Source organism: Lentzea sp. NPDC054927 (assembly GCF_053610285.1).
The window spans coordinates 23,082-48,015 of the sequence record NZ_JBSGXZ010000044.1 but is presented as its reverse complement, the minus strand read 5'-3'; the positions used below and the strand labels follow the sequence as shown (position 1 = coordinate 48,015).

Genomic DNA, 24,934 nt, shown 5'->3' with positions numbered 1-24,934 from the left:
GAGTTCGCGTGTCGCAGTCCCGGTACCCCCGTGCGGTGGATGAGCTTCATACGTCCGCTGCATGAGGCTCATGCAGCCGGCGAGTGGTGTTGGCGTGATGTGGGACGCACCCTGCACTTCGCAGGTGACGGGCCGATCCCCGTGGCCTTGCCAGTGCCTGACCCACCACCGGGGAGGACAACGCCGATGAGCATCACGACCGCGGAGACCGGCACAGGGAGTGCCGGGATCCCACAGAACAGGGGACACGGACGGGCGATCGGCGAGGCAGTCGCCGGCTACCGGTTGCTCGGCTGGCAGGTGACCGTCACCGAGCAGGGCGTCTTCCTCCCTCTGGGGCCCGCTACCACCGCGCTGGCGATGCCGGCGCGGATCGGTTCGCGCGTCCTGGCGGATCTGAAGTCGCGCATGCTCGCCGGGCCGGTCACCGTCATCCCCGGCCCCCGCGAGCACTGGATCTTCCTGGCCGAGCTGGTGGCGCTGCTGCCGACTCATCTCAAGGCGCCGCCGGAAGTCCAGTTCGTGCGCTCGCCACACCGGATCGCGCTACCACCCACGATGACCAGGTACGGATCGCTGCGCTGGGCGAACCCGCCGTCGCACTCGCGGCACTGGTTCCCTCCGTTCACCGCCGTGCTGGCACTGGCCCGGACGGCCGCCGCGGAGGACCAGCGCCGATAATCGGTGCTCGTGGATCGTCGTTCAGTGTTGTTGTGCGGGCTCGTCGCTGCTGCTGCCGCCGCGTGTGGCGAGCCTGTTCCTCGCAAGACGGGTGGTGTCGGGACCGCCCGGACCGGGGATCGCGTGAGTGCCGTTTCCGCGGTCCCGGTCGGCTCCGGCGTGCTGGTGGACATGCCCGGCAACGCCCAGCTGCTGGTCGTGCAGCCTCAATCAGGTGAATTCCGGGCGTTCAACCCCGCCTGCCCTCACGTGGGTTCATTGGTTAACCCGCCTGCCGGTGGAGTCATCACCTGCCCGCTTCATGGGAGCGCTTTCGACCCGTCGACCGGCGCGGTCCGCAAAGGACCTGCGACTTCCGGGTTGACTGAGGTTGCCATCACGCTTTCGGGTGAGGATTTGGTGCTCGCATAGGACCTGTGCATTTGCTGTGCATTGGTGTTCGCGCTGAACTTCCGGTGACTCGTTCGCGTAATGCTGTGGTGTGACCCCGGACACCCACCACCACGGAGGAACGGTCGTGAACACCGAAAGCCTGGTCAACAGGCGAGCGGCACTGTGCGGAATCGCGGTGGCCCTCGCCGTGCCCAGTGGGCTCGTGACCGCCTGCAGCTCCACCACCCCGTCCACTGGCACCGGATCCACACCCACACAGGGTGGTTCGACTCCCACGGGTTCCACCGGCTCCACAGGCACCGCTCTCGTTGCCCTGGCTGACGTTCCCGAAGGCGGCGGTGCCGTCGTGGACGCCCCCGGCGGTAAGAAGATCGTCGTCGCGCGGATCTCCGCGACCGAGGTGAAGGCCTACGACGCGACCTGTCCGCACCAGGGGTCGATCGTCGCGGAGCCTTCCGGCACCACCATCACGTGTCCTTCGCACGGCAGCCAGTTCGGCACGTCGGACGGCGCGGTGAAGAAGGGGCCGGCGACGTCCGGTCTGCGTGCGGTCGCGGTGAAGGTGGACGGCGACCAGATCGTCCTGACGTGACCCTTTCTGTTTTTGTCAGACCTCGTCGATAGTCTTGACGGCGTGGCAGATCCCTCGACGTACCGGCCCGCTGTGGGCACGATTCCTGAGGCTCCCGGCGTCTACAAGTTCCGCGACGCCGGTGGCCGGGTCGTGTACGTCGGCAAGGCGAAGAGCTTGCGCAGCAGGCTGAACTCCTACTTCGCCGATCTCGCCGGGCTGCACCCGCGCACGCGCCAGATGGTGACCACGGCGGCCTCCGTCGAGTGGACCGTGGTCACCACCGAGGTCGAGGCGCTGCAGCTCGAGTACAACTGGATCAAGGAGTACGACCCGCGGTTCAACGTCCGGTACCGCGACGACAAGTCGTATCCCGTGCTGGCCGTGACGTTGTTCGAGGACTACCCGCGGCTGCACGTGTACCGCGGTCCGCGCAAGAAGGGCGTGCGGTACTTCGGGCCGTTCGCGCACGCGTGGGCAATCCGCGAGACGTTGGACCTGCTGCTGCGCGTGTTCCCCGCGCGCACGTGCTCGGCGGGGGTTTTCAAGCGGCACAACCAGATCGGGCGTCCCTGCCTGCTCGGGTACATCGACAAGTGCTCGGCGCCGTGCGTGGGCAAGGTGTCGGCGGACGAGCACCGCGAGATCGTCGAGGACTTCTGCGACTTCCTGGCGGGCAAGACGGATCACATGATCCGCCGCCTGGAACGCGAGATGTCCGCTGCCGCGGAGGAGTTGGAGTTCGAACGCGCGGCCCGGCTGCGTGACGACCTGGGTGCGCTGCGGCGGGCGATGGAGAAGCAGGCGGTCGTCCTCGGCGACGGCACGGACGCGGACGTGATGGCGTTCGCGCAGGACGAGCTGGAGGTCTCGGTCCAGGTCTTCCACGTGCGCGGCGGCCGGGTGCGCGGGCAGCGCGGCTGGGTGCTCGACAAGGTGGAGGCGCTGGACGACCGCGGCCTGGTCGACCAGTTCATCATGCAGTTCTACGGCGACAACACCGAGAACACCCCGCGCGAGGTGCTCGTCCCGGTGCTGCCGGACGACGCCCCGGCGCTGGAAGACCTGCTGTCCGAACAACGCGGCTCGCGCGTGGTGCTGAGGGTGCCGCAGCGTGGCGACAAGCGCGCTCTGATGGAAACGGTCGCACGCAACGCCGCCGAAGCCTTCGCCCAGCACAAACTCCGCCGCGCCGGCGACCTGACCGCGCGGTCCGCGGCCCTGCAGGAAATCCAGGACGCGCTGGGGTTGGACACCGCGCCGTTGCGGATCGAGTGCATCGACATCAGCCACGTCCAGGGCACCGACGTGGTGGCGTCCCTGGTCGTCTTCGAGGACGGCCTGGCCCGCAAGTCCGAGTACCGCCGCTTCGCCATCCGCGAGGCCGCCACCGAAGGCGACGTGGCCTCGATCGCCGAAGTCGTCCGCCGCCGCTTCCAGGCCATGCTGCGCGAAACCGCGTCCGGCGGCCCGAACCCCGGCATCGACCCGGACACCGGCAAACCCCGCAAGTTCGCCTACCCGCCCAACCTCCTGGTCGTCGACGGCGCCGGCCCCCAAGCCGCCGCGGCATCCGACGTCCTGGCCGAACTGGGCATCACCGACGTGGCGATCGTCGGCCTGGCCAAGCGCCTGGAAGAGGTCTGGGTCCCCGGCGAGCCCGACCCGGTGATCCTGCCTCGCACCAGCGACGCCCTGTACCTGCTGCAACGAGTCCGCGACGAGGCCCACCGCTTCGCCATCGCCTACCACCGCCAAAAACGCTCGAAGCGCATGACGGTCTCCGAACTGGACGACGTGCCAGGCCTCGGCGAAACCCGCAAAGCCGCACTGCTCAAGCACTTCGGCTCGGTCCGCAAACTCAAGCAGGCCACAGTGGACGAAGTGAGCGAGGTCCCGGGCGTGGGCCGCCGCACCGCCGAAGCGGTCGTGGCGACCCTGGCCGGGGCCGGGGCCGGTGTCGCCGGGCCGGGGGTTGCCGGGCCGAGCGTCGCCACCGCGGCTTCGGCGGCCGACGGAAAGCCGGTGTCGTGACGGTCTTCTGTCGCGTCCGCACGTCCACCACGGAGGCGAAGTGGTGAAACCGTTGTCCGCCGCCGCCCGCCCCTTCCTCCTGCGGGAGGTGGACGATCATGTTTTCAGGACATCTACCAGACGGCGGCAGGCGTGGATCCGGACGAGGTTCACCCGTCCGGGTGGCCGCTGGCGTTGCCGCACCGGTCTCATGTGCCGCAGCGGTCACGTTCGTCCCGCCCGCCCTGCGCGTGGCCCGCGGACCGGGCGAGGATCGTGACCGCGGCCACGGCACGCCCGGCGCAACTGCCGAATCTGCCGCGCCCGAGGGTGATTCCAGTGGAGACTCACACCGGGCGCGCCGGGTCGTGGCCTGGCCCGAACACTGAGCTTGCCGGACCGAGCATGCCCGACCGAGCACGCCCCGACGGGGCTCGCTCAACCGGGTTTGCCCGAACCGAGCGTGCCCGACCGAGCAACCGAGCTTGCCCCAACTGGGCTTGCCCACACGAGAGCGCCAGTGCGCTCATGAACAGGTAACGGAGTCGTAGTCGTGAACGCGGAGAAGTCCGGCATCGAAGTCGCCGTGGTGACCGGGCTGTCCGGTGCGGGCCGCAGTACCGCGGCCAAGTGCCTGGAGGACCTCGGCTGGTTCGTCGTGGACAACCTGCCCCCGGAACTCATCGCCACCATGGTCGAGCTCGGCGCGCAGGCGCGTGGGGCGATCACCAGGGTCGCGGTCGTCATGGACGTGCGCAGTCGTGCGTTCACCGAGGACCTGGCCGCCATCATCAAGGACCTTGACGCGCGTGGGTACAAGCCGCGCGTGCTGTTTCTCGAGGCCACCGACGACGTGTTGATCCGCCGGTTCGAGGCGGTGCGGCGCGGACACCCCATGCAGGGGGACGGGCGGCTGCAGGACGGCATCGAGGCCGAGCGGATCCTGCTCACGCCGCTCAAGCAGGAAGCCGACCTGGTGCTCGACACGTCGGCGCTGAGCATCCACCAGCTCAGGGCCAAGATCGAGGACACGTTCGGCACGGAGGCCGCGAGCCGGACTCGGGTCACGGTGCTGAGCTTCGGGTACAAGTACGGGCTGCCGATGGACGCCGACCTCGTCATGGACGTGCGGTTCCTGCCCAACCCGTTCTGGATCCCGGAGCTGCGCGAGCAGACCGGCCTCGATGGTGAGGTGCGCAACTACGTGCTGTCCCAGGAAGGGGCGGACGAGTTCCTTGATCGGTACCACGAGTTGCTGCGGCTCATCGGGGCCGGGTACCGGCGTGAGGGCAAGCGCTACCTGACGCTCGCGATCGGTTGCACGGGTGGCAAGCACCGCAGTGTGGCCCTGAGCGAAGAGCTGGCCGCGAGGCTGGCCAGCGAGGACGGCATGGCCGTGAAGGTCGTGCACAGGGATCTGGGACGCGAGTGACGAAGTTGAAAGCTGTTGCTCTTGGTGGTGGGCACGGGTTGCACGCGACGCTGACGGCGTTGCGGCGGGTGACCGAGGACGTGACGGCCGTGGTGACCGTCGCGGACGACGGGGGCTCGTCGGGACGGCTCCGGCGCGAGCTCTCGGACCTGCTGCCGCCGGGTGACCTGCGCAAGGCCATGGCGGCGCTGGCGGGGGAGGACGAGGCCAGCAGGCTGTGGACGTCCCTGTTCAAGCACCGGTTCGGCGGCACGGGTGCCCTCGCCGGCCACGCGGTCGGGAATCTGGTGATCGCCGGGCTGCTCGAGCAGCTCGGCGACCCGGTCGCGGTGCTCGACCTCACGAGCAGGCTGCTCGGCGTCCAGGGCAGGGTGCTGCCCATGTCGAACGACCCGCTCGACATCGAGGCCGACGTCACCGGGCTGGACGAGGACGAGAAGGTCGTCCGCCGCATTCGGGGGCAGGTCGCCATCGCGACCACGCCGGGGCTCGTGCAGCGCATCCGTCTGACCGCCCCGAACGGGCGACCTGTCGGCTGTCCGGAAGCAGTACAGGCTGTACTTGACGCCGATCTTGTGTTACTCGGCCCCGGATCATGGTTCACCAGCGTGTTGCCGCATCTGCTCGTGCCCGAACTGCACGACGCGTTGGTACGTACGCGTGCCAAAAAGGTCCTCGTGCTCAATCTCGTCCCCCAACCGGGTGAAACCGCCGGTTTCTCTCCGGAGCGCCATTTGGACGTAGTCTGCGAACACGCACCCGAGCTGAAGGTGGACGCGGTGATCGCGGACGTCGACTCGGTCCCCACCCCGGACCGGCTGACGCGCGCCGCCTCGGCACTGGGAGCGCAGACGCATCTGGCCAAGATCGCCGCACCGGACGCCGCCGAGCGGCATGATCCGGAGGCACTGGCCGGTTGCCTGAGGCAAGTGGTCGATGAGACCGGAGTGGGAGGGACACGCCCGTGGCGATGACGTCGGCGGTCAAGGACGAGCTGAGCAGGCTCGCGGTATCCAAGACCTGTTGCCGCCGCGCGGAGGTGTCCTCCCTGCTCAGGTTCGCCGGCGGCCTGCACATCGTGTCCGGCCGGGTGGTCGTCGAAGCCGAGCTCGATCTCGGTTCCGCCGCCCGCAGGCTCCTCAAGGAGATCCAGGCGCTCTACGGCCACCACGCCGAGGTGTTCACGATCCAGTCGAACGGCCTGCGCAAGGGCACCCGGTACGTCGTCCGCGTGGTGAAGGACGGAGAGGGGCTGGCCCGCCAGACGGGTCTGCTCGACCCGCGCGGCCGCCCGGTCCGCGGCCTGCCCGCGCCGGTCGTGTCCGGTGGTGTGTGCGACGCGGAAGCCGCGTGGCGTGGTGCTTTCCTCGCGCACGGCTCGTTGACCGAACCCGGTCGCAGCTCGTCGCTCGAGATCACCTGCCCCGGTCCGGAGGCGGCACTGGCACTGGTCGGTGCGGCGCGCAGGATGGGGATCGCGTCCAAGTCCCGCGAGGTCCGCGGGGCCGAGCGCGTGGTGATAAGGGATGGCGACGCCATCGGGGCGATGCTGACCAAGCTCGGCGCGCACGACTCCGTGCTGGCCTGGGAAGAGCGCCGGATGCGGCGTGAGGTCCGCGCCACCGCCAACCGGCTGGCGAACTTCGACGACGCCAACCTGCGGCGGTCCGCGCGTGCGGCTGTCGCTGCTGCTGCACGGGTCGCACGGGCGTTGGAGATCCTCGGCCCGGAGGCGCCCGATCACCTGGCTGCCGCAGGGCAGCTGCGGCTGGCGCACCGGCAGGCTTCGCTGGAGGAGCTCGGGCAGCTGTCCGACCCGCAGATGACCAAGGACGCGGTGGCCGGTCGTATAAGGCGTCTGCTGGCCATGGCGGACAAGCGGGCCAAGGACCTGGGGCTGCCGGACACCGAGTCCGCGGTCACGGCGGAGATGCTCGAAGCCGAGGTCTGACCGGCCTCACGGCGTGTGGCGTCCTGCCCACACCGCGAGTTGAGCGCGCGACCGCAATCCCAGCTTGGTTCGTGCGTGTGTCACGTGGCGGGCAACGGTGTGAGGGGAGATCCCCAGCCGTTGCCCGATCTGGCGGTTGGTGAGGCCCTCTGCCACCAACGTCGCCACGTGCAGTTCGCGTGCCGAGACCAGGCCGTCGTCGTCGCCCGCCGACGGCTGGGCGGTCAGGGCGTAGGAAATGGCCTGCGCCAACGACATTCGCTCGCCCGTCGACTCGGCGGCACGCAACCGGCCCGCGGTGATGCGGTCGCGGCAGAGAGCACGGGCCTCGTCCAGCTGGGCCTGCCAGTAGGGCTCGGCACGGAACTCGTAGCGGGTGCGGACCACGGCTGCCGCGGTCAGCAGCGACAGGGCGCGCTCGTCGTCCGATCCGACGCCTACCAGGCCCAGCGCCAGCCCCTCCAGGTCGTAGAACTGGTCCATGGGGTGTTCGGAGCCCACTTCGAGGCTTTCGCGGAACAGGTCCACGGCTTCGGGATAGCTCCTGCGAGCCAACGCGATGGCGCCCGCGCTGTGCAGGACCGGGTTCAGCATGTGCGGCAGGCCCAGGAGACGCACCAAAGTCAGCGCCTCGCGAACCAGGGGCGCGGCCTGGTCCGGTTCGCCGTGCTGGAGCAGCGTCCAGCCGTACGAGTTCAGCAGGACGCCGCGCGCGAGCTTGTCGTCGGACGCCCGCAGCAGCTCCACGGCCTCGTCGTACAGCTGCCAGGCCAGCGCGGGGTTGCCGGTGTGGGCTTCGGCGGAGGCCAGGACCTCCAGGGCACGGGCCAGGGTGCCGGGGCGGCCGGCGTCGGCGCGTTCGATCTCCAGCGACTCCTGGGCGAACGTGCGGGTCACGTGCCAGCCGCCGCGCACGCGGTGGTGCATGGCGGCCAGAGCGGTGAGGACGCTGCGGTGCGGCGGGGGCATGGGCTGGGTCAGCGCGTGGTGCAGGAGTTCGGTCGGAGCGCCGCGCGGGCCGCGCGGGGTGGAGGTCCAGGCCGTGGCGATGATGGTGAGGACGTGCCGGGGCCAGTCGCCCGCCTCGGCCGTGCGGGCCACGGCCAGCTCCACCAGACCCACGTTGCGGTCCAGCCGGAGCACCACGGGCGGCGCCGGGAAGAAGGACGAGATCTCCGGCTCCACCACGGAGCACACCCAGTCGACCACGCGGTCGGCCACCAGCGAGAGGTCGCCGCACTCGACGGCCCGTTCGCGGCAGTAGAGGCGGATCGACTCCAGCTGGCGGAACGTGGTGTGGCCGCCCACGCGGTCGACGACCAGCAGTGACTTCTGCTCGAGGCTGGTGAGGAGTTCCAGGGCGTCGTCGACACCGCAGACAGCGCTGGCGACCTCCAGGTCGAACGGCACGCCCAGCACAGCGAGGTGGCGGCAGGCAGCCTGTTCGGCGGCGGAGAGGAGGTCGTAGCTCCAGCCGATCGCGGCGCGCAGGGTGCGGTGGCGGTCGTCGGCGGCGCGCGGGCCGCCGGTCAGCAGGGCCAGCCGGTCGCCCAGCCGCGCCAGCACGTCGGCGGGGGACAGGACGGTGATGCGGCGCGCGGCCAGTTCGATGGCCAGCGGCATGCCGTCCAGGGAACGGCAGACGGCGACGACGTCCGAGACGTTCGAGGAATCGATCTCGAACGAGCGGTCTACCGAGACGGCACGATCGCGGAAAAGCACCACCGCGTCGTAACGCAGGGCTTCCGCGGCATCGGAATCCGCGGGCGGCAGGTCGAGTTCGCCGAGCGCGAAAACCTGCTCTCCGGCCAGCCGGAGAGGCTCGCGCGAGGTGACCAGAACGCGCAGCCGGGGACAGCACGCCAGCAGCTCGGAGACCACGTCGGCGACGTCCGCGAGGACGTGCTCGCAGTTGTCCAGCACGAGCAGCGGGCGGCGGTGCTGGTCGATCTCGGCGATCACCGCGTCACGCACCGAGCGGTTCGGCAGCGGGTGGGCGCCGACCGACTGGTAGATCGCCTGGACGACGTCGGACACCGGGGCCAGCGCGGTCCACCACGCCTGATCTGCGCGTTTGCTGACGTGCCGGACGGCCAGCCTGGTCTTGCCCGCGCCGGCGGGGCCCACCAGCGAGAGGAGCCGGTGCTCCGAACTGAGCCGCGCCAGCGAGGCGAGCTCCTCGCGGCGGCCCACGAAGGTGTCCAAAGGGGCGGGAAATGCCGAGTCATGCGGAGAGTCGTCGCGTGCCGAAGTGCGTTCGCGATACGCGCGTTGACGGCAGGCGTTGGAGCAGTAGCGTCGGCCCGCGACCGCTTCGGTGAGCGGGTTTCCACATGTCACGCAGGCGGCATTGGCCGTCATGAGGATTGACCGTACCGGCGCGTAACGGTCCGTAACACCCGCTGTTTCGGGGTATTGAAGGGTCCTTCGAAGCGTGGACAGGATCCCGTCATGACAGCGCAGACCAGATCGGGAAGCACACCGTCGCTCGTGCCGCCGCAGGACCGGCAGGTGGTCGACGAGTGGCTCGCGCGGATCTCGGCCGTCGTCGGCAGGGACGCGAAAGACGACAGCCCGGAGGCCTGCCGCACCGCCGCGGAGGCCGCGGAGGAGCTGAGCGCGTACCTCTGGATGCTCCGCGCGCTGCGCCGCCGAACGGCCTAATCAGGGCAGGTTTTTCTGGCTCGATCAAGAGATACGCACTATCCCTGTGACCAGGGACGCAGTTCGGCAGATAGGGTGGGCTTGTTCCTACCAAGCTGAACGCAAGGAGTCAGTCGTGACGGTTCGTGTAGGTGTCAACGGTTTCGGTCGCATCGGGCGCAACTTCTTCCGCGCCGTGAGGGCCGGCGGCCACGACATCGAGATCGTCGCGTTCAACGACCTCGGTGACGTCGCCACCATGGCGCACCTGCTGAAGTACGACAGCATCCTCGGTCGTCTGGACGCGGACGTGCAGGTCACCGACGAGGGCATCTCCGTCGACGGCAAGGTCATCAAGGCCCTCGCCGAGCGCAACCCGGGCGCTCTGCCCTGGAAGGACCTCGGCGTCGACGTCGTGGTCGAGTCGACCGGTTTCTTCACCGACGCCACCAAGGCCCGCGCGCACGTGGACGAGGGCGGCGCCAAGAAGGTCATCATCTCCGCGCCGGCCAAGAATGAGGACCTCACCGTCGTCATCGGCGCGAACGAGGACAAGTTCGACGGTTCGCAGACGATCATCTCGAACGCGTCCTGCACCACCAACTGCCTCGCGCCGCTGGCCAAGGTCCTCAACGACAGCTTCGGCGTCGAGCAGGGCCTCATGACCACGATCCACGCGTACACGCAGGACCAGAACCTGCAGGACGCGCCGCACAGCGACCTCCGCCGTGCCCGCGCCGCCGCGCTGAACATCGTGCCGACCTCCACGGGTGCCGCGAAGGCCATCGGCCTGGTGCTGCCGGAGCTCAAGGGCAAGCTCGACGGCTACGCGCTGCGCGTGCCGATCCCCACCGGCTCGGCCACCGACCTGACCGTCACGCTCAAGCGCGAGGTCACCGTGGACGAGGTCAACGCCGCGTACAAGGCCGCCGCCGAGGGCCCGCTGGCCGGCATCCTCAAGTACTCGACGGACCCGATCGTGTCGGCCGACATCGTCACCGACCCGCACTCGTGCATCTACGACGCGCCGCTGACCAAGGTCATCGGCAACCAGGTCAAGGTCGTCGGCTGGTACGACAACGAGTGGGGCTACTCCAACCGCCTCGCGGACCTGGTCAAGCTCGTCGCCTCGAAGATCTGAGCAGGAGCGAAAAGTCAGTGAAGACTCTCAGCGACCTGCTCGCCGAGGGTGTCGCGGGTCGGCGCGTCCTGGTGCGCGCCGACCTGAACGTCCCCCTCGACGGAAGCAAGATCACCGACGACGGCCGCGTGCGCGCGTCGGTGCCGACGATCAAGGCACTCGCCGACGCGGGTGCCCGCGTGATCGTCACCGCTCACCTCGGCCGCCCCAAGGGCGAGCCGGACCCCAAGTTCTCCCTCGCCCCGGCCGCCGCTCGCCTCGGTGAGCTGCTCGGCGCCGAGGTCCCCCTCGCGAACGACCTGGTCGGCGAGTCCGCCAAGGCCGTCGTCGAGGCGCTGACCGACGGTGGCGTCGTGATGCTGGAGAACGTCCGCTTCGACGCCCGCGAGACCTCGAAGGTCGACGCGGAACGCGCGGAGCTGGCCGACGAGCTGGCGTCGTTCGCGGACGCGTTCGTCTCCGACGGCTTCGGTGTCGTGCACCGCAAGCAGGCCTCGGTCTACGACGTGGCGCAGAAGCTGCCCGCGTACGTCGGTGGTCTCGTCGAGGCCGAGCTCAAGGTCCTCAAGAAGCTCACCGACGACCTGGAGCGCCCGTACGTCGTGGTGCTCGGCGGCGCGAAGGTGTCCGACAAGCTCGGCGTCATCGCGAACCTGCTGGCCAAGGTCGACAAGCTGCTCATCGGCGGCGGCATGGCGTACACGTTCCTCAAGGCCCAGGGCCACGAGGTCGGCACGTCGCTGCTGCAGGAAGACCAGCTCGACCAGGTGAAGGGCTTCCTCGCCGAGGCCGAGAAGCGCGGCGTCGAGCTCGTGCTGCCGGTCGACGTGCTGGTCACGGCCGAGTTCGGCAACGTCGAACACGACGTCGTGGGCACCGACGCGATCCCCGCCGACAAGATGGGCCTCGACATCGGCCCGCAGTCGCGCGAGCTGTTCGCCTCGAAGCTCGCCGACGCCAAGACCGTGTTCTGGAACGGTCCGATGGGCGTGTTCGAGATCGAGACCTACGCCGGCGGCACCCGTGCCGTCGCCGAGGCGCTTGTGAAGTCGGACGCGTTCACCGTCGTCGGTGGTGGCGACTCGGCCGCCGCCGTGCGTGCGCTGGGTCTGCCCGAGGACGGTTTCTCGCACATCTCCACCGGTGGCGGTGCTTCTCTCGAATTCCTCGAGGGCAAGGAACTCCCCGGTATCAGTGTTTTGGAGTCCTGATGGCAGCCCGGCTCCCGCTCATCGCGGGTAACTGGAAGATGAACCTCAACCACCTCGAAGCGATCGGCCTGGTGCAGAAGATCGCCTTCTCCCTGCCGGAGAAGTACTTCGCCAAGGTGGAGGTGGCGGTTCTCCCGCCGTTCGTCGACATCCGCAGCATCCAGACGCTGGTCGACGGCGACAAGCTGCTGCTGAAGTACGGCGCGCAGGACATCTCGCAGCACGAGTCCGGCGCCTACACCGGCGAGGTGTCCGGCGCGATGCTGAAGAAGCTGGCCTGCCACTACGTCGTGGTCGGCCACTCCGAGCGCCGCGAGTACCACGGCGAGACGGACGCGATCGTCAACGCGAAGGTCAAGGCCGCGCTGAAGCACGAGGTCACGCCGATCTTCTGCTTCGGCGAGAAGCTCGACGTCCGCGAGGCCAAGGGTCACCTGGAGCTGGTTCGCCAGCAGCTGGAGGACGGCCTCAAGGGCTTCACGGCCGAGCAGGTCGCCAAGATCGTGTTCGCCTACGAGCCGGTCTGGGCCATCGGCACCGGTCGCACCGCTTCCTCGGCCGACGCGCAGGAGGTGTGCTCGCTGGTCCGCTCGTTCGTGGCGGAGAAGTACGGCGAGGAGACCGCGGCCGTCGTCCGGGTGCTTTACGGCGGTTCCGTGAAGTCGTCGAACATCGGTGAGCTCATCGCGCAGAAGGACATCGACGGCGCGTTGGTCGGCGGTGCGAGCCTTCAGGCTGACGAATTCACCAAGCTGTGTGCGCTCGCCGCGGGTGGACCTCTACCCTAAGTCGATCTCCCCGTCCGTATCCCCAACTGGTTGCACACGTTCGGCAGTCGAACAGGTACTCTATGGCGTCGACTGCCTGACAGCGAGGAAGAAATGATCCTGTTCCTGCAGATCCTGTTGATCGTCTCCAGCGTGCTGCTGGTGCTGCTGGTGCTGCTGCACCGCGGCCGTGGTGGCGGCCTTTCCTCGCTGTTCGGCGGCGGCATGCAGTCGAGTTTGTCCGGTTCCTCCGTCGTGGAGAAAAACCTCGACCGCCTGACGCTGTTCGTCGGCGCGGTCTGGGTCATCGCCATCGTGGGCATCGGACTGTTGATCAAGCTGCCTCCGTCAGCCTGATCAACCGTTCAGCGGCAGAAGCCCTTCGGGGCTTGGGGTAACCACTTGGTGGGGGTGTAACGGTCGATGTCTGGTGGTAACGCGATTCGCGGTACCCGCGTCGGCGCAGGCCCGATGGGCGAATCGGAGCGCGGCGAGTCCGCGCCCCGCCGTCGGGTGTCGTACTGGTGCGCGAACGGTCACGAGTCTCGTCCTTCCTTCGCGGTCGAAGCGGATGTTCCGGAGAACTGGGACTGCCCGCGCTGCGGCCTGCCGGCAGGTCGTGACGAGCAGACGCCACCCGCGCCTCCGCGCAACGAGCCGTACAAGACGCACCTTGCGTACGTGAAGGAGCGGCGCTCCGACGCGGACGGCGAGGCGATCCTCGAAGAGGCTCTCGCCAAGCTGCGCCGTCAGCGCGAAGAGCCGTAGGCGCAGAGAACAGCTTCAAACGCGAAAGGCCCCCTCACCTGCGGAGAGGGGGCCTTTCGCGTGCCTTGAGGACCTACCTGCGCAGGCCGGTGAACTGGCGGCGCAGCATCGCGGCACCGACGAGCAGGAAGAACAGCAGCACCACGAGCGTGCTGGTCGTGCCGCCGGACGAGCTGGACAGCGTCACGTCGACGTTGCCGACCAGCGTTATGCCGCACTCGGCGCGCACCTTGTGCCGGCCCGGCTCGATGCTCGCGAACTTCACCGGCGACTTGAACTCGCCCTTGTCGTCGGCGGTCGTCTTGCCGACGTCCTGACCGAGCGACTTCAGCGTCACGTTCGCGCCCTTGGGGCAGCCCGTGCCCGTCGCGGTCAGGTCCTCGCCGGGCTGGATGTACTCCTTGTCCAGGACCAGCACGCCGTCATCCGGGTTGGTCAGCGCGTCGGTGGACGAGGGCTGCGAGGACGACGAGGGCGTGTCCGTGGTCGTGGTGGTCGTCGGGGGCGTGGTCGTCGTGGTGACGACCGGCGGACGCGTCACGGGCGGGTTGGTGACCGGAGGGTTCGTCACCGGGGGATTGGTCACGGGCGGCTTTGTCGTCGTGGTGACGGGCGGCGGCACGATGACGCGCAACGCGGTGCCCGCACCGGCGCACTTCGAGTTCGACTGACGGCCTTCGAGCTTGTGGCTGCCCGCCGTCGTGTTCGCCGGCACGGTGGCCCCGACCGAGCCGTTCGCGGACGACGCCGCGCTGGCGATCTGGGCGCCGTCCAGCGTGAAGCTGATCGTTACACCGCGACATGCCGTGAAGTTCTTCCAGGAGATGGTGACACCCCCGCCCGCTGTGGCAGGCTGCGGCGCCGCCGTCAGCACGGGAGGGGGCGGCGGCGTGGTCGTCTGCGCGGCCGCGGGTGTGGCGGCCAGCACCGTAACACCGGCTGTCACAGCCACGAGTAAGCCTAAAGACCGCATTCCAACTCCCCGGATCGAACCTAAGGTGTGCTAGTGAGACGTCGCATGGCCGGTGCAGGTTTACTGCTGTGGTGCGGAATTATGCTGCTTCCCTCAACAGCCTCCGCACAGGACGGGTCGGTTGTGCTCGAGGCCGATGTGGACGGTAGGCCGGTTGGAGTAGGGAATCTGGTGCTGGACCCTTCCAACACCGCGCGAGTCTCCGTCACGGTCCGCAACAACACGAACACCCTGCAGCGCGTGAAGACCGTCCGGATCAGCGGCACCGCGCTCGCGTTGACCTTCTTCGCCTATGACACAACGGTTCCGTTCGACGTGCCGGCGAAGTCCTCGGAGACCCGGTCGTTCCCGCTCGAGCCCACCGACCTCGGCTCGCAGGCGATCGGTCTCCTTCCGGTCACGGTCGAGATCATCGACGTCCAGCGCGACACCATCGCGTCCGTGGAGACGACCGGGGACGTCAGAGGCTCGCTGTGGTCCGTGTACGGGGCGTTCGGGCTGGGCGTGCTCGTGCTGACGGGGTTGTCGTGGGCGGGCGCGCTGATCGCGCTGGCCCGGCGGCGGCTGCCCGCGAACCGCTGGCAGCGGGCGATGCGGTTCCTGCCCGCCGGGATCGGGACCGGGCTCGTGGCGGTGATCTCGTTGTCAGTGCTGCGATTGGTGGCGCCGTCGCCGACGGCCGAGATCCCGTTCATCGTGGGGGCCGCGGCCGCCGCGTTTGTTCTTGGCTATGTGACACCACATCCTGGTGAACAACGGCCACCGTCCGAAGTGGATACCGTGAGGATTCAACGGTGACTCTGTCCAGTGTGGTCGCCGCCCTGCCTCAGTACGCCGTCGGCGAGCAGATCGGCGAGGGCGGGATGGGTGTCGTGTACGGCGGCATGCATCGTCAGCTGGGCCGGCCCGTCGCGATCAAACGGCTGCCGCACGCGGTGGCCGAGGACCCGCGGATGAGCGAGCGGTTCGAGCACGAGGCGAGACTCCTTGCCCGCCTTGATCATCCGCACATCGTGCCGGTGTACGACTACGTGCGGCAGCAGGGCGAGCACCTGCTGGTGATGGAGCGCCTCGACGGGGGCACGGTCTGGTCGCGGTTCGCGACGGACGGCCTGACCGCGCAGCAGTCGTGCGGGATCGTGCTGGCGGCGTTGTCGGGCCTGCACGCGGCGCACGAGGCCGGCGTGCTGCACCTCGACGTGAAGCCCAAGAACCTGCTCTTCACCTCGAACGGCGTGGTGAAGGTGGCGGACTTCGGCATCTCACAGGTGGTGTCGGAGGGTGCGACGCTCGTGACGCACGGCGGTGCGGTGCTCGGCACGCCCGCGTACATCGCGCCGGAACAGGCGATGGGCAACGCACTTACGCCCGCCGCCGACGTCTACGCGACCGGCACGGTGCTCTACGAGCTGTTGTGCGGCGATCTGCCGTTCGAACGCGGTGGCGGCCCGATCGCGATGATCCAGAAGCGGGTCTACCAGGACCCGCGGCCGTTGCAGAACGTGCCGGAACCCCTTGCGGGCGTGGTGATGCGCAGCATCGCGCGGGAGCCGGACGCGCGGTACCGCAACGCCGAGAGGTTCGCGATCGACCTGTCGGCCGCGGCGGGCCACCTGTTCGGGCCGGACTGGTTGACGCGCCTGGGAATCCCCGTGCACCTCGCACCGCAGGTGTCGGCGTCGTCCACCCGCCCGTCGTTGCGACCGGTCGACCGCGACACGGTCTCGCTCTCGCAGCAGCCGATCCGGGCGACGCTGGTGGACCCGGTCCCCGCCGCGCGGCTCAGCGGCAGCAGCACGCTGGTGCCGGCCGCGTCGGTGATCAGGCCGCCGTCGACGCCGTGGGCGCTGTGGCTGGTGGCGGCGGTCGCCCTGATCGCGATGGTCGTCCTGCCGTTCGTCGTGTCCGGCCGGCAGCTGACCGAGGTCAGCCAGAGCCTCGCGGATCCGGTCAAGGAGCAGGGAACCCAGCTCGTGGTGAGCCTCGCCGGGCTCGAACTGGCGAACGTCCAGGGTGGACCGGAGGGGTTCGTGCTGCCCGGCGCCACGCGGTGGATCGTCGGCGGGGCGGTGACGGCGTCCGTGGACGGGCGTGAGTTCCTGCTCGTCTCGAACCAGACGCCGTGGCTGAGTTTGATGGGTACCGGCTCGGCGCTGTTGCTGCTCTTCACGCTGGCGTACCTGGAGTCGAACCTGAGGGCGTTGCGGAAGCGGCAGACCGGGGTGGCCGCCGTGATCGCGTCGGTACCGCTCGGGTTCGGGCTTGGTCTGGCCGTGTGGCTGCTCGCGTCCGTGTTGCTGACACACGAGCCGACGCTGCCGATCGCGCTCACGTGCGGTGTGCTCGGGGCGGCGGCGTCCATCAGTGCGTCGCTGGCCTCTAAGCGCGCTTGACCGCCCGTTCGAACAGGTCCGCGAGCTCCTTCGCGTACTGGGTGACATCGGTGTCCGGCCGGGCCCACAGCTCGGCCGGGCTGGCCTCCATCGCGGCGATCACCGACACCGCCATCACCCGTGGCGCGAAGTCCCGGAACTCCCCGCACTCCTGGCCCTCGCGGAACATGTCCTCCAGCTCGGTCAGCGTGCTCGCGTTCTGCTCCTTCGACCACGCCCGCGCGGCCTCGGCGTCCCGTGCGGCCGCCGCGATCTGACTGATCGCGACCAGCTCGGCCGGGTGCTCGGCGCAGTAGTGCACGAACCCCTCGATCAGGCCGCGCAACGCGGCGCAGTAGCTCTCGGAGCCTTCCGCGCGTGAGCTGAGCGCCTGCTCCATCGAGTCGTGCACGGTCAGCATGACCTGCTTCATCAGCTCCTCGCGCTTGGCGAAGTGGTACGTGATGAGCCCCGGGCTGATGCCCGCCCGCCGCGCGATCTGCACGAACGACGCCTTGGCGTACCCGATCTCGGCGATGGTCTCGATCGTCGCCGCCACGATCTGCCCGCGGCGGGCTTGTTCGATGAAGCTTCGCCTCCCCTGGCCGCTCGACTCATTTTCTGGTTGCATGACCAGTAGCCTAGTTGAGCAACTAGTCAGGGGGAACGATGTTCAGTCGAAAGGTGTTCCTGAAGTCCGCTTTAGGCGCTGCGGCGCTGGTGGGACTGGGTGCAGGTACCGCGTCAGCGGCGGGCAAGCTGCGCGGGGGCGTCTGCTACGACACCGGCGTCCTGCACGCGGTGGGGAACCCGTTGAGCCGGGTGCGGTGGAGCCGCCAGCAGCTGGAACGCGAGATCGCCATGATCGCGAACGAGCTGCGCTGCCCGTCCATCACCGCGTTCGGCACCGACCTCGGCCGCCTCGCCGAGACGACGGACGCGGCCCTGCGCCGGGGCATGCAGGTGTTCGTCCAGCCCCGTCTCTACGACCACCCTCAGGAGGAGATCCTCGCCCACCTGGCGGAGGCCGCCCGCACCGCCGAGCGCAAGCGGCGCGGCGACAACGTCAAGTTCGTCACCGGCTGCGAGCACTTCCTGTTCACGCCGGGCATCATCCCCGGCGCCACGTTCCTGGAGCGGATCGAGAACATCGAGTCGATCCCGCAGGCCGAGTGGCCCGCGATCGTCCGGCGGTTCCGCGAGTTCATGGTCCGCGCGGTCGAGGTGACTCGCCGCGAGTTCCACGGCCGCATCACCTACGGCGCCGCCGCGGGCGCCGACGCGAAGTGGAACGACTGGTCGCTGTTCGACATCGTCGGCCTCGACTACTACCCGTACTTCGCGACCGACGACGAGTACACGAAGGACCTCGACCAGTACCGGCGCTGGAACAAGCCGTTGATGGTCCTGGAGTTCGGCAGCTGCACGTTCACCGGCGCGGCCACGGCCGGCGGCATGGGCTGGGACATCGTCGACTACGAAGCCGACCCGCCGGTGATCAAGCCGGGCTACGAGCGCAACGAACGCGAACAGGCCGAGCACATCGCACGGATGTTGCGTGTGTTCAGCGCGCAACGCGACATGGAGGGCGCGCACCTGTACTCGGTCATCACGCCGGACGCACCGCACCACCCGACGTGCCGCGACCGCGACTACGACATGGCTTCGTACGGACTGCTCAGGCCGATCCGTGAGCGGTTCGACGACGACAACTCGCGGTACCGGTTGGAGCCCAAGCAGTCCTTCCACGCGTTCAAGCGGCACAACCGCTAGTCAGACACCGTTCGCTGTTTCGGGAACGACGCTGACACCAGGAAGCCGCCCTCGTCGGTCGGTCCCGCCGAGAACTCGCCGCCGAGCAGGGTGGCGCGTTCGCGGAGACCGACGAGGCCGTGGCCTCCGCTGGGCAGGGTCGATGAGGGGCTGGACGCGGCCGTGTTGCGCACCTCGACGAGCACGTCTTCCTCGTGCGCGTCGATCAGCACGGTCGCGCTCGCCCCGACGGCGTGCTTGCGGATGTTGGTCAGGGCCTCCTGCACCGTCCGGTAGACGGCGCCGGACACCGGTGCGTCGAGGTCCTCTATCGGCCCCTTGACCTGCACGGACACCTCGAAGCCCGCGTCGGCGGCCAGTTCGGGCAGCTCGTCGAGGCTGGGCTGGGTGTCCTCAGTGGTGCGTAGGACCGACACGAGCTGACGGAGTTCGTCGAGCGTGCGGGTGGACAACGTGCGGATGGTGCCGGCGACCTGTTTGTGTTCGGCGTCGACCACGGCCATCCGCAGCGCACCCGCCTGCATGGCGATGAGGCTGACTTGGTGCGATACGACGTCGTGCATCTCGCGGGCGAGCTTTGCCCGTTCGTCCGCTCGGATGGCGTGCGCGTGCAGCACACGCTCTCTCTCGCGCGACTCGGCCAGCTCAGAGATGCGGTCCGACAGTTCCACCCGTGCGTGGGCCAGCAGGCCGATCGCGATCGGCAGGCCCGCCACGAGGAAGCCGTAGATGGCCGAGTGGAAGTGGCCGGACGCGGGCCGGTCGATCAGCTCCTGCGGTGGCCAGGCCACGAACCGGCAGAGCCACACCAGGGCGGCCGCGAGCCCGGTCTGCCATCCGCCGACGTACCGGCGGGCCACCGAGTACAGGGCGATCATCGCGGCGAGCTGGGCCCAGCCGACGAAGAAACCGGGGATGGTCAGCACGAGGGTGATGAACGGGAATCGCCGGCGCAGCAGCAGCGCGCCGACCGCGACCCAATTCAGCCAGACCTGGTAGCTCTCGACCGCGGGGAAGCCGGGGACCGGATCGGCCTCCAGCCACAGCCCGTACAGCCAGACGTCGAGCACGGCGAAGAAGATCAGCGCCGCGTCGACCAGAATCAGCCGGATGTCGCCGACGCGCGGCCAGCGCGAACCGGCCGCGGTCTCCTCCGGCCGTCTCGCCGGAAGCAGCGTCGTGGTCAGGATCCGACCTCCCCTGTGAGCCGTTCGATCCTCACCGTACTGCGCATATGCGGCGGTTGGCATTGGCTGCCCCTTTACCCCGACCTGCCCCGTCAAGGGGTAAGACGTCCTCACACGCGAATCTGTACGGCTGTCGGCTCACATATGTGCTACCGCACACGCCACGGCAGGCGCGTGCGGTAGTCACAGCACTGCTACGAGCAGGTCTTCCAGGCGAAATGGTAGGTCGTCTCGAGGTTGCCGTCCGTCGAGTCCATCGTCATGAAGCTCGTCGTCGTGGCGGTGTTGGACGAGCCGGCGTAGACCCGGAGCTCCGTGTTGATGTTGAAGTTCCGCTTCTCGCCGCACGGGGAGTAGACGATCGCGGCCACTTCGGTCGTGTCGGTGGCCTGCCAGTCGTCGCTGACGGGGCCGTTGTACCGGTGGGAGATGGACTCGGTCTGAGACATGCCCTGGAAGTAGTAGTTGGCCTTCTCGATCGCGTAGGCGCCGCGCTCCAGGTGCGCGAAACCTCTGTAGTCGGCTTGAGCGATGCCGTAGGTGAAGCCCTGCGGCACGTTGACCCGCAGGTTGAGCTGGCAGTTCTTGCGCAGGTCTGTCGGTCGTGCGCCGACGCCGACCTGGGCCAGGTAGTCGCTGTAGGTGACCGTGAACGCCTTGTTGTCCTCGGACACCGCGACGGCCGCGGTGCCGGCGGGGCAGCCGGAGCCGTTGATCGTGACGACGTCGATGGTGATGTGGTCGGGCGGCGGCGTCTCGTTGGGGGCGCCGGGCGGGATGATGATGGACGAGGCCAGCAGGGCAGCGGCAACCACGTTGAGCATGGGGGTACCTTTCCGACGCGTCTCGCAGGGTGGGGGTGGCGGCGGTGGCGGAGAAGGTGGCGGCGGCCTTTGAAAAAATCAGCAGCGCTTCCACGAGAAGTGATGCAGGGTGCGCACTTCTCCACGCTGGTAGTCCATCGTCATGAAACTGTTTGTATTGGCGTCCGAGGTACCCTTGTCAACGCGCAGTGCGCTGTTGACGTTGAGATTCCGCTTCTCGCCGCACGGCGCCCAGACGATCTCTGAGAACTCGGTCTTGTGGGTGATCGTCCAGTTGTCGTCGAACGGCCCGTTGAAGGCGTGCTTCCACGTGGTGGTGGCCGATTGACCCTGGAAGTAGTAATTCACCGACTGGTACCCGATGGCGCCGCGCTCGATGTGCCCGAAGCCCCCGTAGGTCGCTTCCGCGATGCCGTACGTGAAGCCCTGTGGCACGTTGATCTGCAGGTTGAGCTGGCAGTTCTTCCGGAAGTCGGTACCGCCGGCACCCTTGCCCGCCTGGGCGAGGTAGTCGCTGTAGATCACCCAGAACGAGGTGTTGTCCGGTGAGACGATCACTTCTGCGGTGCCCTGCGTGCACCCGGAACCGTTCACCGTCACCACGTCGATCGTCACGCGCTCCGAAGGAACCGTCGCTGCGTGTGCGGGTGTGGACGACAATGTGAACAGCACGGCCAGAGCGGCTGCTGCCGTCGCTTTACGCATGAAGTTGGCCTTTCCTGGTGCCTCTTTCTCGGCGTGGCGCGGCGGCGGTGCCGCGAAGATTAGCGCAGACCCTCAACCATTGGTGTGATCCAAATGGCCCATGTCATCCTGATGGAGCAGTTCGTGAAGAATTACCAGAAATAGATGGTGACCTGGTGCTGAGGGAACGAATAGTTTCCGGCATACTGACGCGCATGTCGCAAGCCGGACTGGTGCTCGTGGTCGAGGACGAGGACCCCGTGCGGAGGTACACCGTCAGCCTGCTCGAGGAGCTCGGCTTCTCCGTGCTGCAGGCGAGCGACGGCGTCGAGGCGATCGCGATCCTGCGCGACCGCAGCGCGGAGATCGGCGCGATGCTGCTCGACCACAGCATGCCGGGGCTCTCCGGGGAAGAGGTGCTGGCCCAGGTCGAGCGCGAGGACCTGCTCGTGCCGGTCGTGCTGACCAGCGGCTACGACCGCACGTCGCTGGAGCGCCGGTTCGCGGGCCACGAGATCGCCGAGTACCTGCAGAAGCCGTTCCGCATCGAGGCACTGGACGCGGCGGTCCGTCTCGCCGTCGCGAAGCGGGCCCAGGCGTCCTGACTCAGGGGCTCAGGCGTTCTGGTTCAGCAGCTCACGGACGCGTTCCAGCAGGTCGCTCTCCACGTACGGCTTGGTGATCAGCACCTCGTCGTCGAGGACCTCGTCGGTCGTGTAGCCCGACATGTAGATCACCGCGGGCGCCGCGCCGGTCGAGCGCAGCAACCGGACGAGCTCCGGACCGCCCATCTTCGGCATCACGACGTCGGTGAGCACGAGGTCGATCGTGCTGCGGTGCGCCGTGGCGAGCTGCAGCGCCTCCTGGCCGTCGCTCGCCTCGATCACCGCGTAGCCCGCGGTCTCCAGCGACCGGCGGGTCATGATCCGCACCTGCGCGTCGTCCTCCACCAGCAGCACGGTGCCCGCACCTTGGTGTGAGGTGGTGCGGCGCGCGCACGGTGCTTCGGGCGTACCGTCGCGTTCGTGCGGCACGGGCAGATAGACCTCGACGGTCGTGCCGCTGCCGAGCGCGCTGATCACCTCGATCTGCCCGCCGGACTGCTGCACGATGCCGAACACCGTGGACAGGCCTAGCCCGGTGCCCTTGCCGACCGGTTTGGTGGTGAAGTACGGCTCGAACACCTGCGCCCGCACGTCCGGTGCCATGCCCGCGCCGGTGTCCTGGACGCGCATCAGGACGTACTCGCCCGGCCGCACGCCGACGATCCGGCCGGTGTCGCCGGCACCGAGCGTGGCGTCCTCGATCGACACGACGAGCGTGCCGCCGTCAGGCATCGCGTCCCGTGAGTTGACCGCCAGGTTGAACAGGATCTGTTCGACCTGGCCCGCGTCCGCCCACACCCGTGCGACGTCTTCTGGCAGATGCATCTCCAACTCGATGTGGTCGCCAACGAGCGTGCGCAGCATCGAGTGCACTTTGGTGAGATTCTGCTTGAGGTCCAACGACTCCGGGTGCAGGACCTGCTGGCGGGTGAACGCGAGCAGCTGCCTCGTGAGGTTCGCGGCCCGTTCGCCCGCGTGCCGGATGTCCTCGATCGCCGCGCGGCGCGGATCGTCCTGAAGGGTGCGTCGCAGCAGCATCTCGCTGTTGCCGTTCACGACCGTGAGGATGTTGTTGAAGTCGTGCGCGATGCCACCGGTCAGCCTGCCGATGGCTTCCATCTTCTGCGCGTGCCGCAGCTGTGCTTCGGTCTCGCCAACGCGCTCTTCCAACCGTGCGCGCGCGTCCTTCAGTTCCTGCATCAGACGGATCGTGCGCAGCGCACTGCTGAGCTGCTGCTGCACGGCCTCGTAGATCCAGCCGGGCTCCGGGCCCTCCTCGAAGATCACGTATCCGAGGTGGTCCTCGTCGGTGTACAGCGGCGCGACCAGCGCGCTGAACGGGGTGACGCGGCGGAACGGGTACGGCGTGAGGTTGATGGTGGGGAACGGGGTGTCCGGAACGTCTTTGAGCTCGTTGCCCTCGAACCGGACGAGCGCGCGCGCCGTGCCTGGCGTGTCGTACGCCATGACGTGACAGCCGGGGATGCCGAGCCGGGGGAGTTCCTCGCTGAGGGCGTTGGTCAGCTCGTCCACGTCCCGTGACGCTATGAGTCGTTGCCCTGCTTCACGCACCGTCTGGTCGTGGCGCTCGTGCGAGAGGTACTTGAAGCGTGCGTCGGTGGCGAACGCATCGCCCAGAAGCAACTGCACGCGCAGCCACAGGTCGTTGATTATCGTCGCGTCACTGATTCGCGCCGTCACGAACCGATGCAGGTCGAACAGCGGTGGCCACCACTGTGCCGCTTCGGACCCGGCGCGCGCGCTCGTGCGGATGTACTCGGCGAGCAGCTCGAGGAACTCCGCGCCCTCGACCTCACCGCGACCCGCCGCCATCAGCTCCACGACCAGCTGCTCGGCCCAGCCCTCCGGCAGCTTGGCCGACGGCGGCCCGAGCGAGTCGCGCAGGTGGTCGGCGACGGTGGACGCGGTCGCGGACTCGTTGATGTTCAACCGGTCGTGCGCGGGGGCGTGGTCACCCAGCCCGGACGGCAGGCAGCCGCACGACCTCCGCACGATCAACTCGGTCGCCATGATCTGCTGCTGGCGGGTGGGCTCGCCCCGCACCAGCGCCACCGCCAGTTCGGCGGCCCGGAAACCCATCTCCAGGAACGGCGCCCGCACGGTCGTGAACGCGGGCGTCGCCGCGTCGATGTTCACCTCGCGCTGCACCCGCGACACCGGATTGCCGTAGCCGAGGTCGTGCGTGCGGACGTTCGTGTGGTTGTCGTAGCCGACCACCGCGATGTCTTCCGGCGTGCGGAAGCCCAGCTCCTCCAGCGCGGACACGACGCCGATCGCGTAGTCGTCGTTCGCGGCGGCGACGGCGTCCGGCGGTTCCTTGATCTGCGCGAACATCTTGCGCACGGACTCGGCCGCGCCGTTCGGTTCCCAGATGAACGACCCCGGCATCGTGACGAGCGAGGGATCGAACGGGATCCCGTGCTTGCGCAACGAATCGGCGTAGCCCAGAAACCGGTCCCGGGCGCCCGCATGCGTTTGCGGCCCCCGGACGAACGCGATCCTGCGTCTGCCGTGCACCTCGATGAGGTGATCGACGGCCTGCCGCATCCCGTCGCGGTTGTCCATCAGGATGGTCGGCCACTGGGCGAGGTTCGTCTCGACGCTCACGATCGGCATGGGCGCGTACTGCTTGACGAACTCTTCCATGCCGTCGGACCCGATGAGCTGCCCCACGCGCGTAGTCCACACGACGAGCGCATCGATCCTGTTCGGCGAAATCAGGTCATAGACCGTGTTCGCCCGGCGCTTGTGCAACGCCGGATGGTTGAGTTCGCTGCCCACGAAGCACACGAGGTCGCAGCCGAGGTGCTGAGCGCCGTTGCTGACACCACGCCACTGCTCGCCCGCGAGCTCGATGAGCGGACCCGCGGTGATCATCCCGATGGTGGGACGTCGCTTCGCACTGCCGTCTGCCACAAAACCCC

24 protein-coding genes are annotated in these 24,934 nt (G+C 68.5%); 17 read left to right on the top strand and 7 right to left on the bottom strand.

The window, feature by feature from the left end; all coding sequences use genetic code 11:
- Positions 1–186 precede the first annotated feature (186 nt).
- From ACWGE0_RS37800 to whiA, 7 genes are all read left to right on the top strand, one after another.
- Positions 187–681 carry a hypothetical protein gene (locus ACWGE0_RS37800; protein WP_319971098.1) on the top strand — a complete coding sequence of 165 codons (495 nt, stop codon included), beginning with the start codon at positions 187–189 and terminating at the stop codon, positions 679–681.
- A 171-nt stretch (positions 682–852) separates the two neighbouring features.
- Entirely contained in the window at positions 853–1,092 is a 240-nt protein-coding gene (locus ACWGE0_RS37795; protein WP_452265700.1) for a Rieske (2Fe-2S) protein, read from the top strand.
- Between the two features lie 106 nt (positions 1,093–1,198).
- Positions 1,199–1,666, top strand: coding sequence for a Rieske (2Fe-2S) protein (locus ACWGE0_RS37790; RefSeq protein ID WP_452265672.1), 468 nt, complete (start codon positions 1,199–1,201; stop codon positions 1,664–1,666).
- Between the two features lie 42 nt (positions 1,667–1,708).
- Positions 1,709–3,679 carry an excinuclease ABC subunit UvrC gene (uvrC, locus tag ACWGE0_RS37785; RefSeq protein WP_452265671.1) on the top strand — a complete coding sequence of 657 codons (1,971 nt, stop codon included), beginning with the start codon at positions 1,709–1,711 and terminating at the stop codon, positions 3,677–3,679.
- 553 nt (positions 3,680–4,232) lie between these two features.
- Entirely contained in the window at positions 4,233–5,090 is an 858-nt protein-coding gene (gene rapZ, locus ACWGE0_RS37780; RefSeq protein ID WP_169731025.1) for an RNase adapter RapZ, read from the top strand.
- 5 nt (positions 5,091–5,095) lie between these two features.
- A complete protein-coding gene (locus tag ACWGE0_RS37775; RefSeq protein ID WP_452265699.1) occupies positions 5,096–6,064 on the top strand; it encodes a gluconeogenesis factor YvcK family protein in 969 nt (322 codons plus the stop codon).
- Positions 6,055–7,041 (top strand): DNA-binding protein WhiA, encoded by a 987-nt coding sequence (gene whiA / locus ACWGE0_RS37770; RefSeq protein WP_089958262.1) that lies wholly within the window; start codon positions 6,055–6,057, stop codon positions 7,039–7,041. Before ACWGE0_RS37775 ends, whiA begins: the two co-directional genes overlap by 10 nt.
- A 6-nt stretch (positions 7,042–7,047) precedes the next feature.
- On the opposite strand, the gene ACWGE0_RS37765 is transcribed toward whiA, so the two are convergent.
- Complete coding sequence (locus tag ACWGE0_RS37765; protein ID WP_452265670.1) at positions 7,048–9,246, bottom strand: ATP-binding protein; 2,199 nt, start codon at positions 9,244–9,246, stop codon at positions 7,048–7,050.
- A gap of 246 nt (positions 9,247–9,492) precedes the next feature.
- Between ACWGE0_RS37765 and ACWGE0_RS37760 the strand changes: the two genes are divergently transcribed.
- The 6 genes from ACWGE0_RS37760 (at position 9,493) to ACWGE0_RS37735 (ending at position 13,571) form a co-directional block, all read left to right on the top strand.
- The gene (locus ACWGE0_RS37760) at positions 9,493–9,705 is read left to right on the top strand and encodes a hypothetical protein (protein WP_452265669.1); all 213 of its coding nucleotides are present in this window, start codon (positions 9,493–9,495) and stop codon (positions 9,703–9,705) included.
- 115 nt (positions 9,706–9,820) lie between these two features.
- The gene (gap, locus tag ACWGE0_RS37755) at positions 9,821–10,825 is read left to right on the top strand and encodes a type I glyceraldehyde-3-phosphate dehydrogenase (protein WP_093601264.1); all 1,005 of its coding nucleotides are present in this window, start codon (positions 9,821–9,823) and stop codon (positions 10,823–10,825) included.
- Positions 10,826–10,842: 17 nt separating this feature from the next.
- Positions 10,843–12,036, top strand: coding sequence for a phosphoglycerate kinase (locus ACWGE0_RS37750; protein WP_452265668.1), 1,194 nt, complete (start codon positions 10,843–10,845; stop codon positions 12,034–12,036).
- A complete protein-coding gene (tpiA, locus tag ACWGE0_RS37745) occupies positions 12,036–12,824 on the top strand; it encodes a triose-phosphate isomerase (RefSeq protein ID WP_452265667.1) in 789 nt (262 codons plus the stop codon). Before ACWGE0_RS37750 ends, tpiA begins: the two co-directional genes overlap by 1 nt.
- Positions 12,825–12,917: 93 nt before the next feature.
- Positions 12,918–13,160, top strand: coding sequence for a preprotein translocase subunit SecG (secG, locus tag ACWGE0_RS37740; protein ID WP_086667353.1), 243 nt, complete (start codon positions 12,918–12,920; stop codon positions 13,158–13,160).
- A 66-nt stretch (positions 13,161–13,226) separates the two neighbouring features.
- A complete protein-coding gene (locus ACWGE0_RS37735) occupies positions 13,227–13,571 on the top strand; it encodes an RNA polymerase-binding protein RbpA (RefSeq protein WP_319971106.1) in 345 nt (114 codons plus the stop codon).
- Between the two features lie 73 nt (positions 13,572–13,644).
- Here ACWGE0_RS37735 and ACWGE0_RS37730 read toward each other — a convergent pair whose 3' ends face one another.
- Positions 13,645–14,517, bottom strand: coding sequence for a hypothetical protein (locus tag ACWGE0_RS37730; RefSeq protein ID WP_452265666.1), 873 nt, complete (start codon positions 14,515–14,517; stop codon positions 13,645–13,647).
- Positions 14,518–14,715: 198 nt separating this feature from the next.
- Here ACWGE0_RS37730 and ACWGE0_RS37725 point away from each other — a divergent pair, with 198 nt between their 5' ends.
- Both ACWGE0_RS37725 and ACWGE0_RS37720 read left to right on the top strand, forming a co-directional pair.
- A complete protein-coding gene (locus tag ACWGE0_RS37725; protein ID WP_452265665.1) occupies positions 14,716–15,342 on the top strand; it encodes a hypothetical protein in 627 nt (208 codons plus the stop codon).
- Positions 15,339–16,937, top strand: a complete 1,599-nt coding sequence (locus ACWGE0_RS37720) for a serine/threonine-protein kinase (RefSeq protein WP_452265664.1) — start codon at positions 15,339–15,341, stop codon at positions 16,935–16,937. Before ACWGE0_RS37725 ends, ACWGE0_RS37720 begins: the two co-directional genes overlap by 4 nt.
- On the opposite strand, the gene ACWGE0_RS37715 is transcribed toward ACWGE0_RS37720, so the two are convergent.
- Positions 16,924–17,547, bottom strand: a complete 624-nt coding sequence (locus tag ACWGE0_RS37715) for a TetR/AcrR family transcriptional regulator (RefSeq protein ID WP_452265663.1) — start codon at positions 17,545–17,547, stop codon at positions 16,924–16,926. The genes ACWGE0_RS37720 and ACWGE0_RS37715 overlap by 14 nt on opposite strands.
- A gap of 38 nt (positions 17,548–17,585) precedes the next feature.
- Between ACWGE0_RS37715 and ACWGE0_RS37710 the strand changes: the two genes are divergently transcribed.
- A complete protein-coding gene (locus tag ACWGE0_RS37710) occupies positions 17,586–18,689 on the top strand; it encodes an abortive phage infection protein (RefSeq protein ID WP_452265662.1) in 1,104 nt (367 codons plus the stop codon).
- Here the strand turns inward: ACWGE0_RS37710 and ACWGE0_RS37705 are convergent.
- The 3 genes from ACWGE0_RS37705 to ACWGE0_RS37695 all read right to left on the bottom strand — a co-directional run bounded on the left by ACWGE0_RS37705 (position 18,686) and on the right by ACWGE0_RS37695 (position 21,405).
- On the bottom strand, positions 18,686–19,939 hold the full coding sequence (locus ACWGE0_RS37705) for a sensor histidine kinase (RefSeq protein ID WP_452265661.1): 1,254 nt from the start codon (positions 19,937–19,939) through the stop codon (positions 18,686–18,688). The genes ACWGE0_RS37710 and ACWGE0_RS37705 overlap by 4 nt on opposite strands.
- Before the next feature lie 131 nt (positions 19,940–20,070).
- A complete protein-coding gene (locus tag ACWGE0_RS37700; RefSeq protein WP_452265660.1) occupies positions 20,071–20,700 on the bottom strand; it encodes a DUF4360 domain-containing protein in 630 nt (209 codons plus the stop codon).
- A 78-nt stretch (positions 20,701–20,778) separates the two neighbouring features.
- Positions 20,779–21,405 carry a DUF4360 domain-containing protein gene (locus ACWGE0_RS37695; protein ID WP_452265659.1) on the bottom strand — a complete coding sequence of 209 codons (627 nt, stop codon included), beginning with the start codon at positions 21,403–21,405 and terminating at the stop codon, positions 20,779–20,781.
- Between the two features lie 194 nt (positions 21,406–21,599).
- Here ACWGE0_RS37695 and ACWGE0_RS37690 point away from each other — a divergent pair, with 194 nt between their 5' ends.
- Entirely contained in the window at positions 21,600–21,989 is a 390-nt protein-coding gene (locus ACWGE0_RS37690; protein ID WP_452265658.1) for a response regulator, read from the top strand.
- Between the two features lie 9 nt (positions 21,990–21,998).
- Here the strand turns inward: ACWGE0_RS37690 and ACWGE0_RS37685 are convergent, their stop codons facing one another.
- Complete coding sequence (locus ACWGE0_RS37685) at positions 21,999–24,926, bottom strand: substrate-binding domain-containing protein (protein ID WP_452265657.1); 2,928 nt, start codon at positions 24,924–24,926, stop codon at positions 21,999–22,001.
- Between the last annotated feature and the right edge of the window lie 8 nt (positions 24,927–24,934).

Bases quoted from the DNA above. Each gene is read 5' to 3' on its own strand.
- ACWGE0_RS37795 (WP_452265700.1), top strand. From the start codon at position 853: ATGCCCGGCAACGCCCAGCTGCTGGTCGTGCAGCCTCAATCAGGTGAA.
- ACWGE0_RS37735 (WP_319971106.1), top strand. From the start codon at position 13,227: ATGTCTGGTGGTAACGCGATTCGCGGTACCCGCGTCGGCGCAGGCCCG.
- ACWGE0_RS37710 (WP_452265662.1), top strand. From the start codon at position 17,586: ATGTTCAGTCGAAAGGTGTTCCTGAAGTCCGCTTTAGGCGCTGCGGCG.
- tpiA (WP_452265667.1), top strand. From the start codon at position 12,036: ATGGCAGCCCGGCTCCCGCTCATCGCGGGTAACTGGAAGATGAACCTC.
- ACWGE0_RS37760 (WP_452265669.1), top strand. From the start codon at position 9,493: ATGACAGCGCAGACCAGATCGGGAAGCACACCGTCGCTCGTGCCGCCG.
- secG (WP_086667353.1), top strand. From the start codon at position 12,918: ATGATCCTGTTCCTGCAGATCCTGTTGATCGTCTCCAGCGTGCTGCTG.
- ACWGE0_RS37705 (WP_452265661.1), bottom strand. From the start codon at position 19,939: ATGCCAACCGCCGCATATGCGCAGTACGGTGAGGATCGAACGGCTCAC.
- ACWGE0_RS37700 (WP_452265660.1), bottom strand. From the start codon at position 20,700: ATGCTCAACGTGGTTGCCGCTGCCCTGCTGGCCTCGTCCATCATCATC.
- ACWGE0_RS37715 (WP_452265663.1), bottom strand. From the start codon at position 17,547: ATGCAACCAGAAAATGAGTCGAGCGGCCAGGGGAGGCGAAGCTTCATC.
- ACWGE0_RS37695 (WP_452265659.1), bottom strand. From the start codon at position 21,405: ATGCGTAAAGCGACGGCAGCAGCCGCTCTGGCCGTGCTGTTCACATTG.
- ACWGE0_RS37800 (WP_319971098.1), top strand. From the start codon at position 187: ATGAGCATCACGACCGCGGAGACCGGCACAGGGAGTGCCGGGATCCCA.
- ACWGE0_RS37690 (WP_452265658.1), top strand. From the start codon at position 21,600: ATGTCGCAAGCCGGACTGGTGCTCGTGGTCGAGGACGAGGACCCCGTG.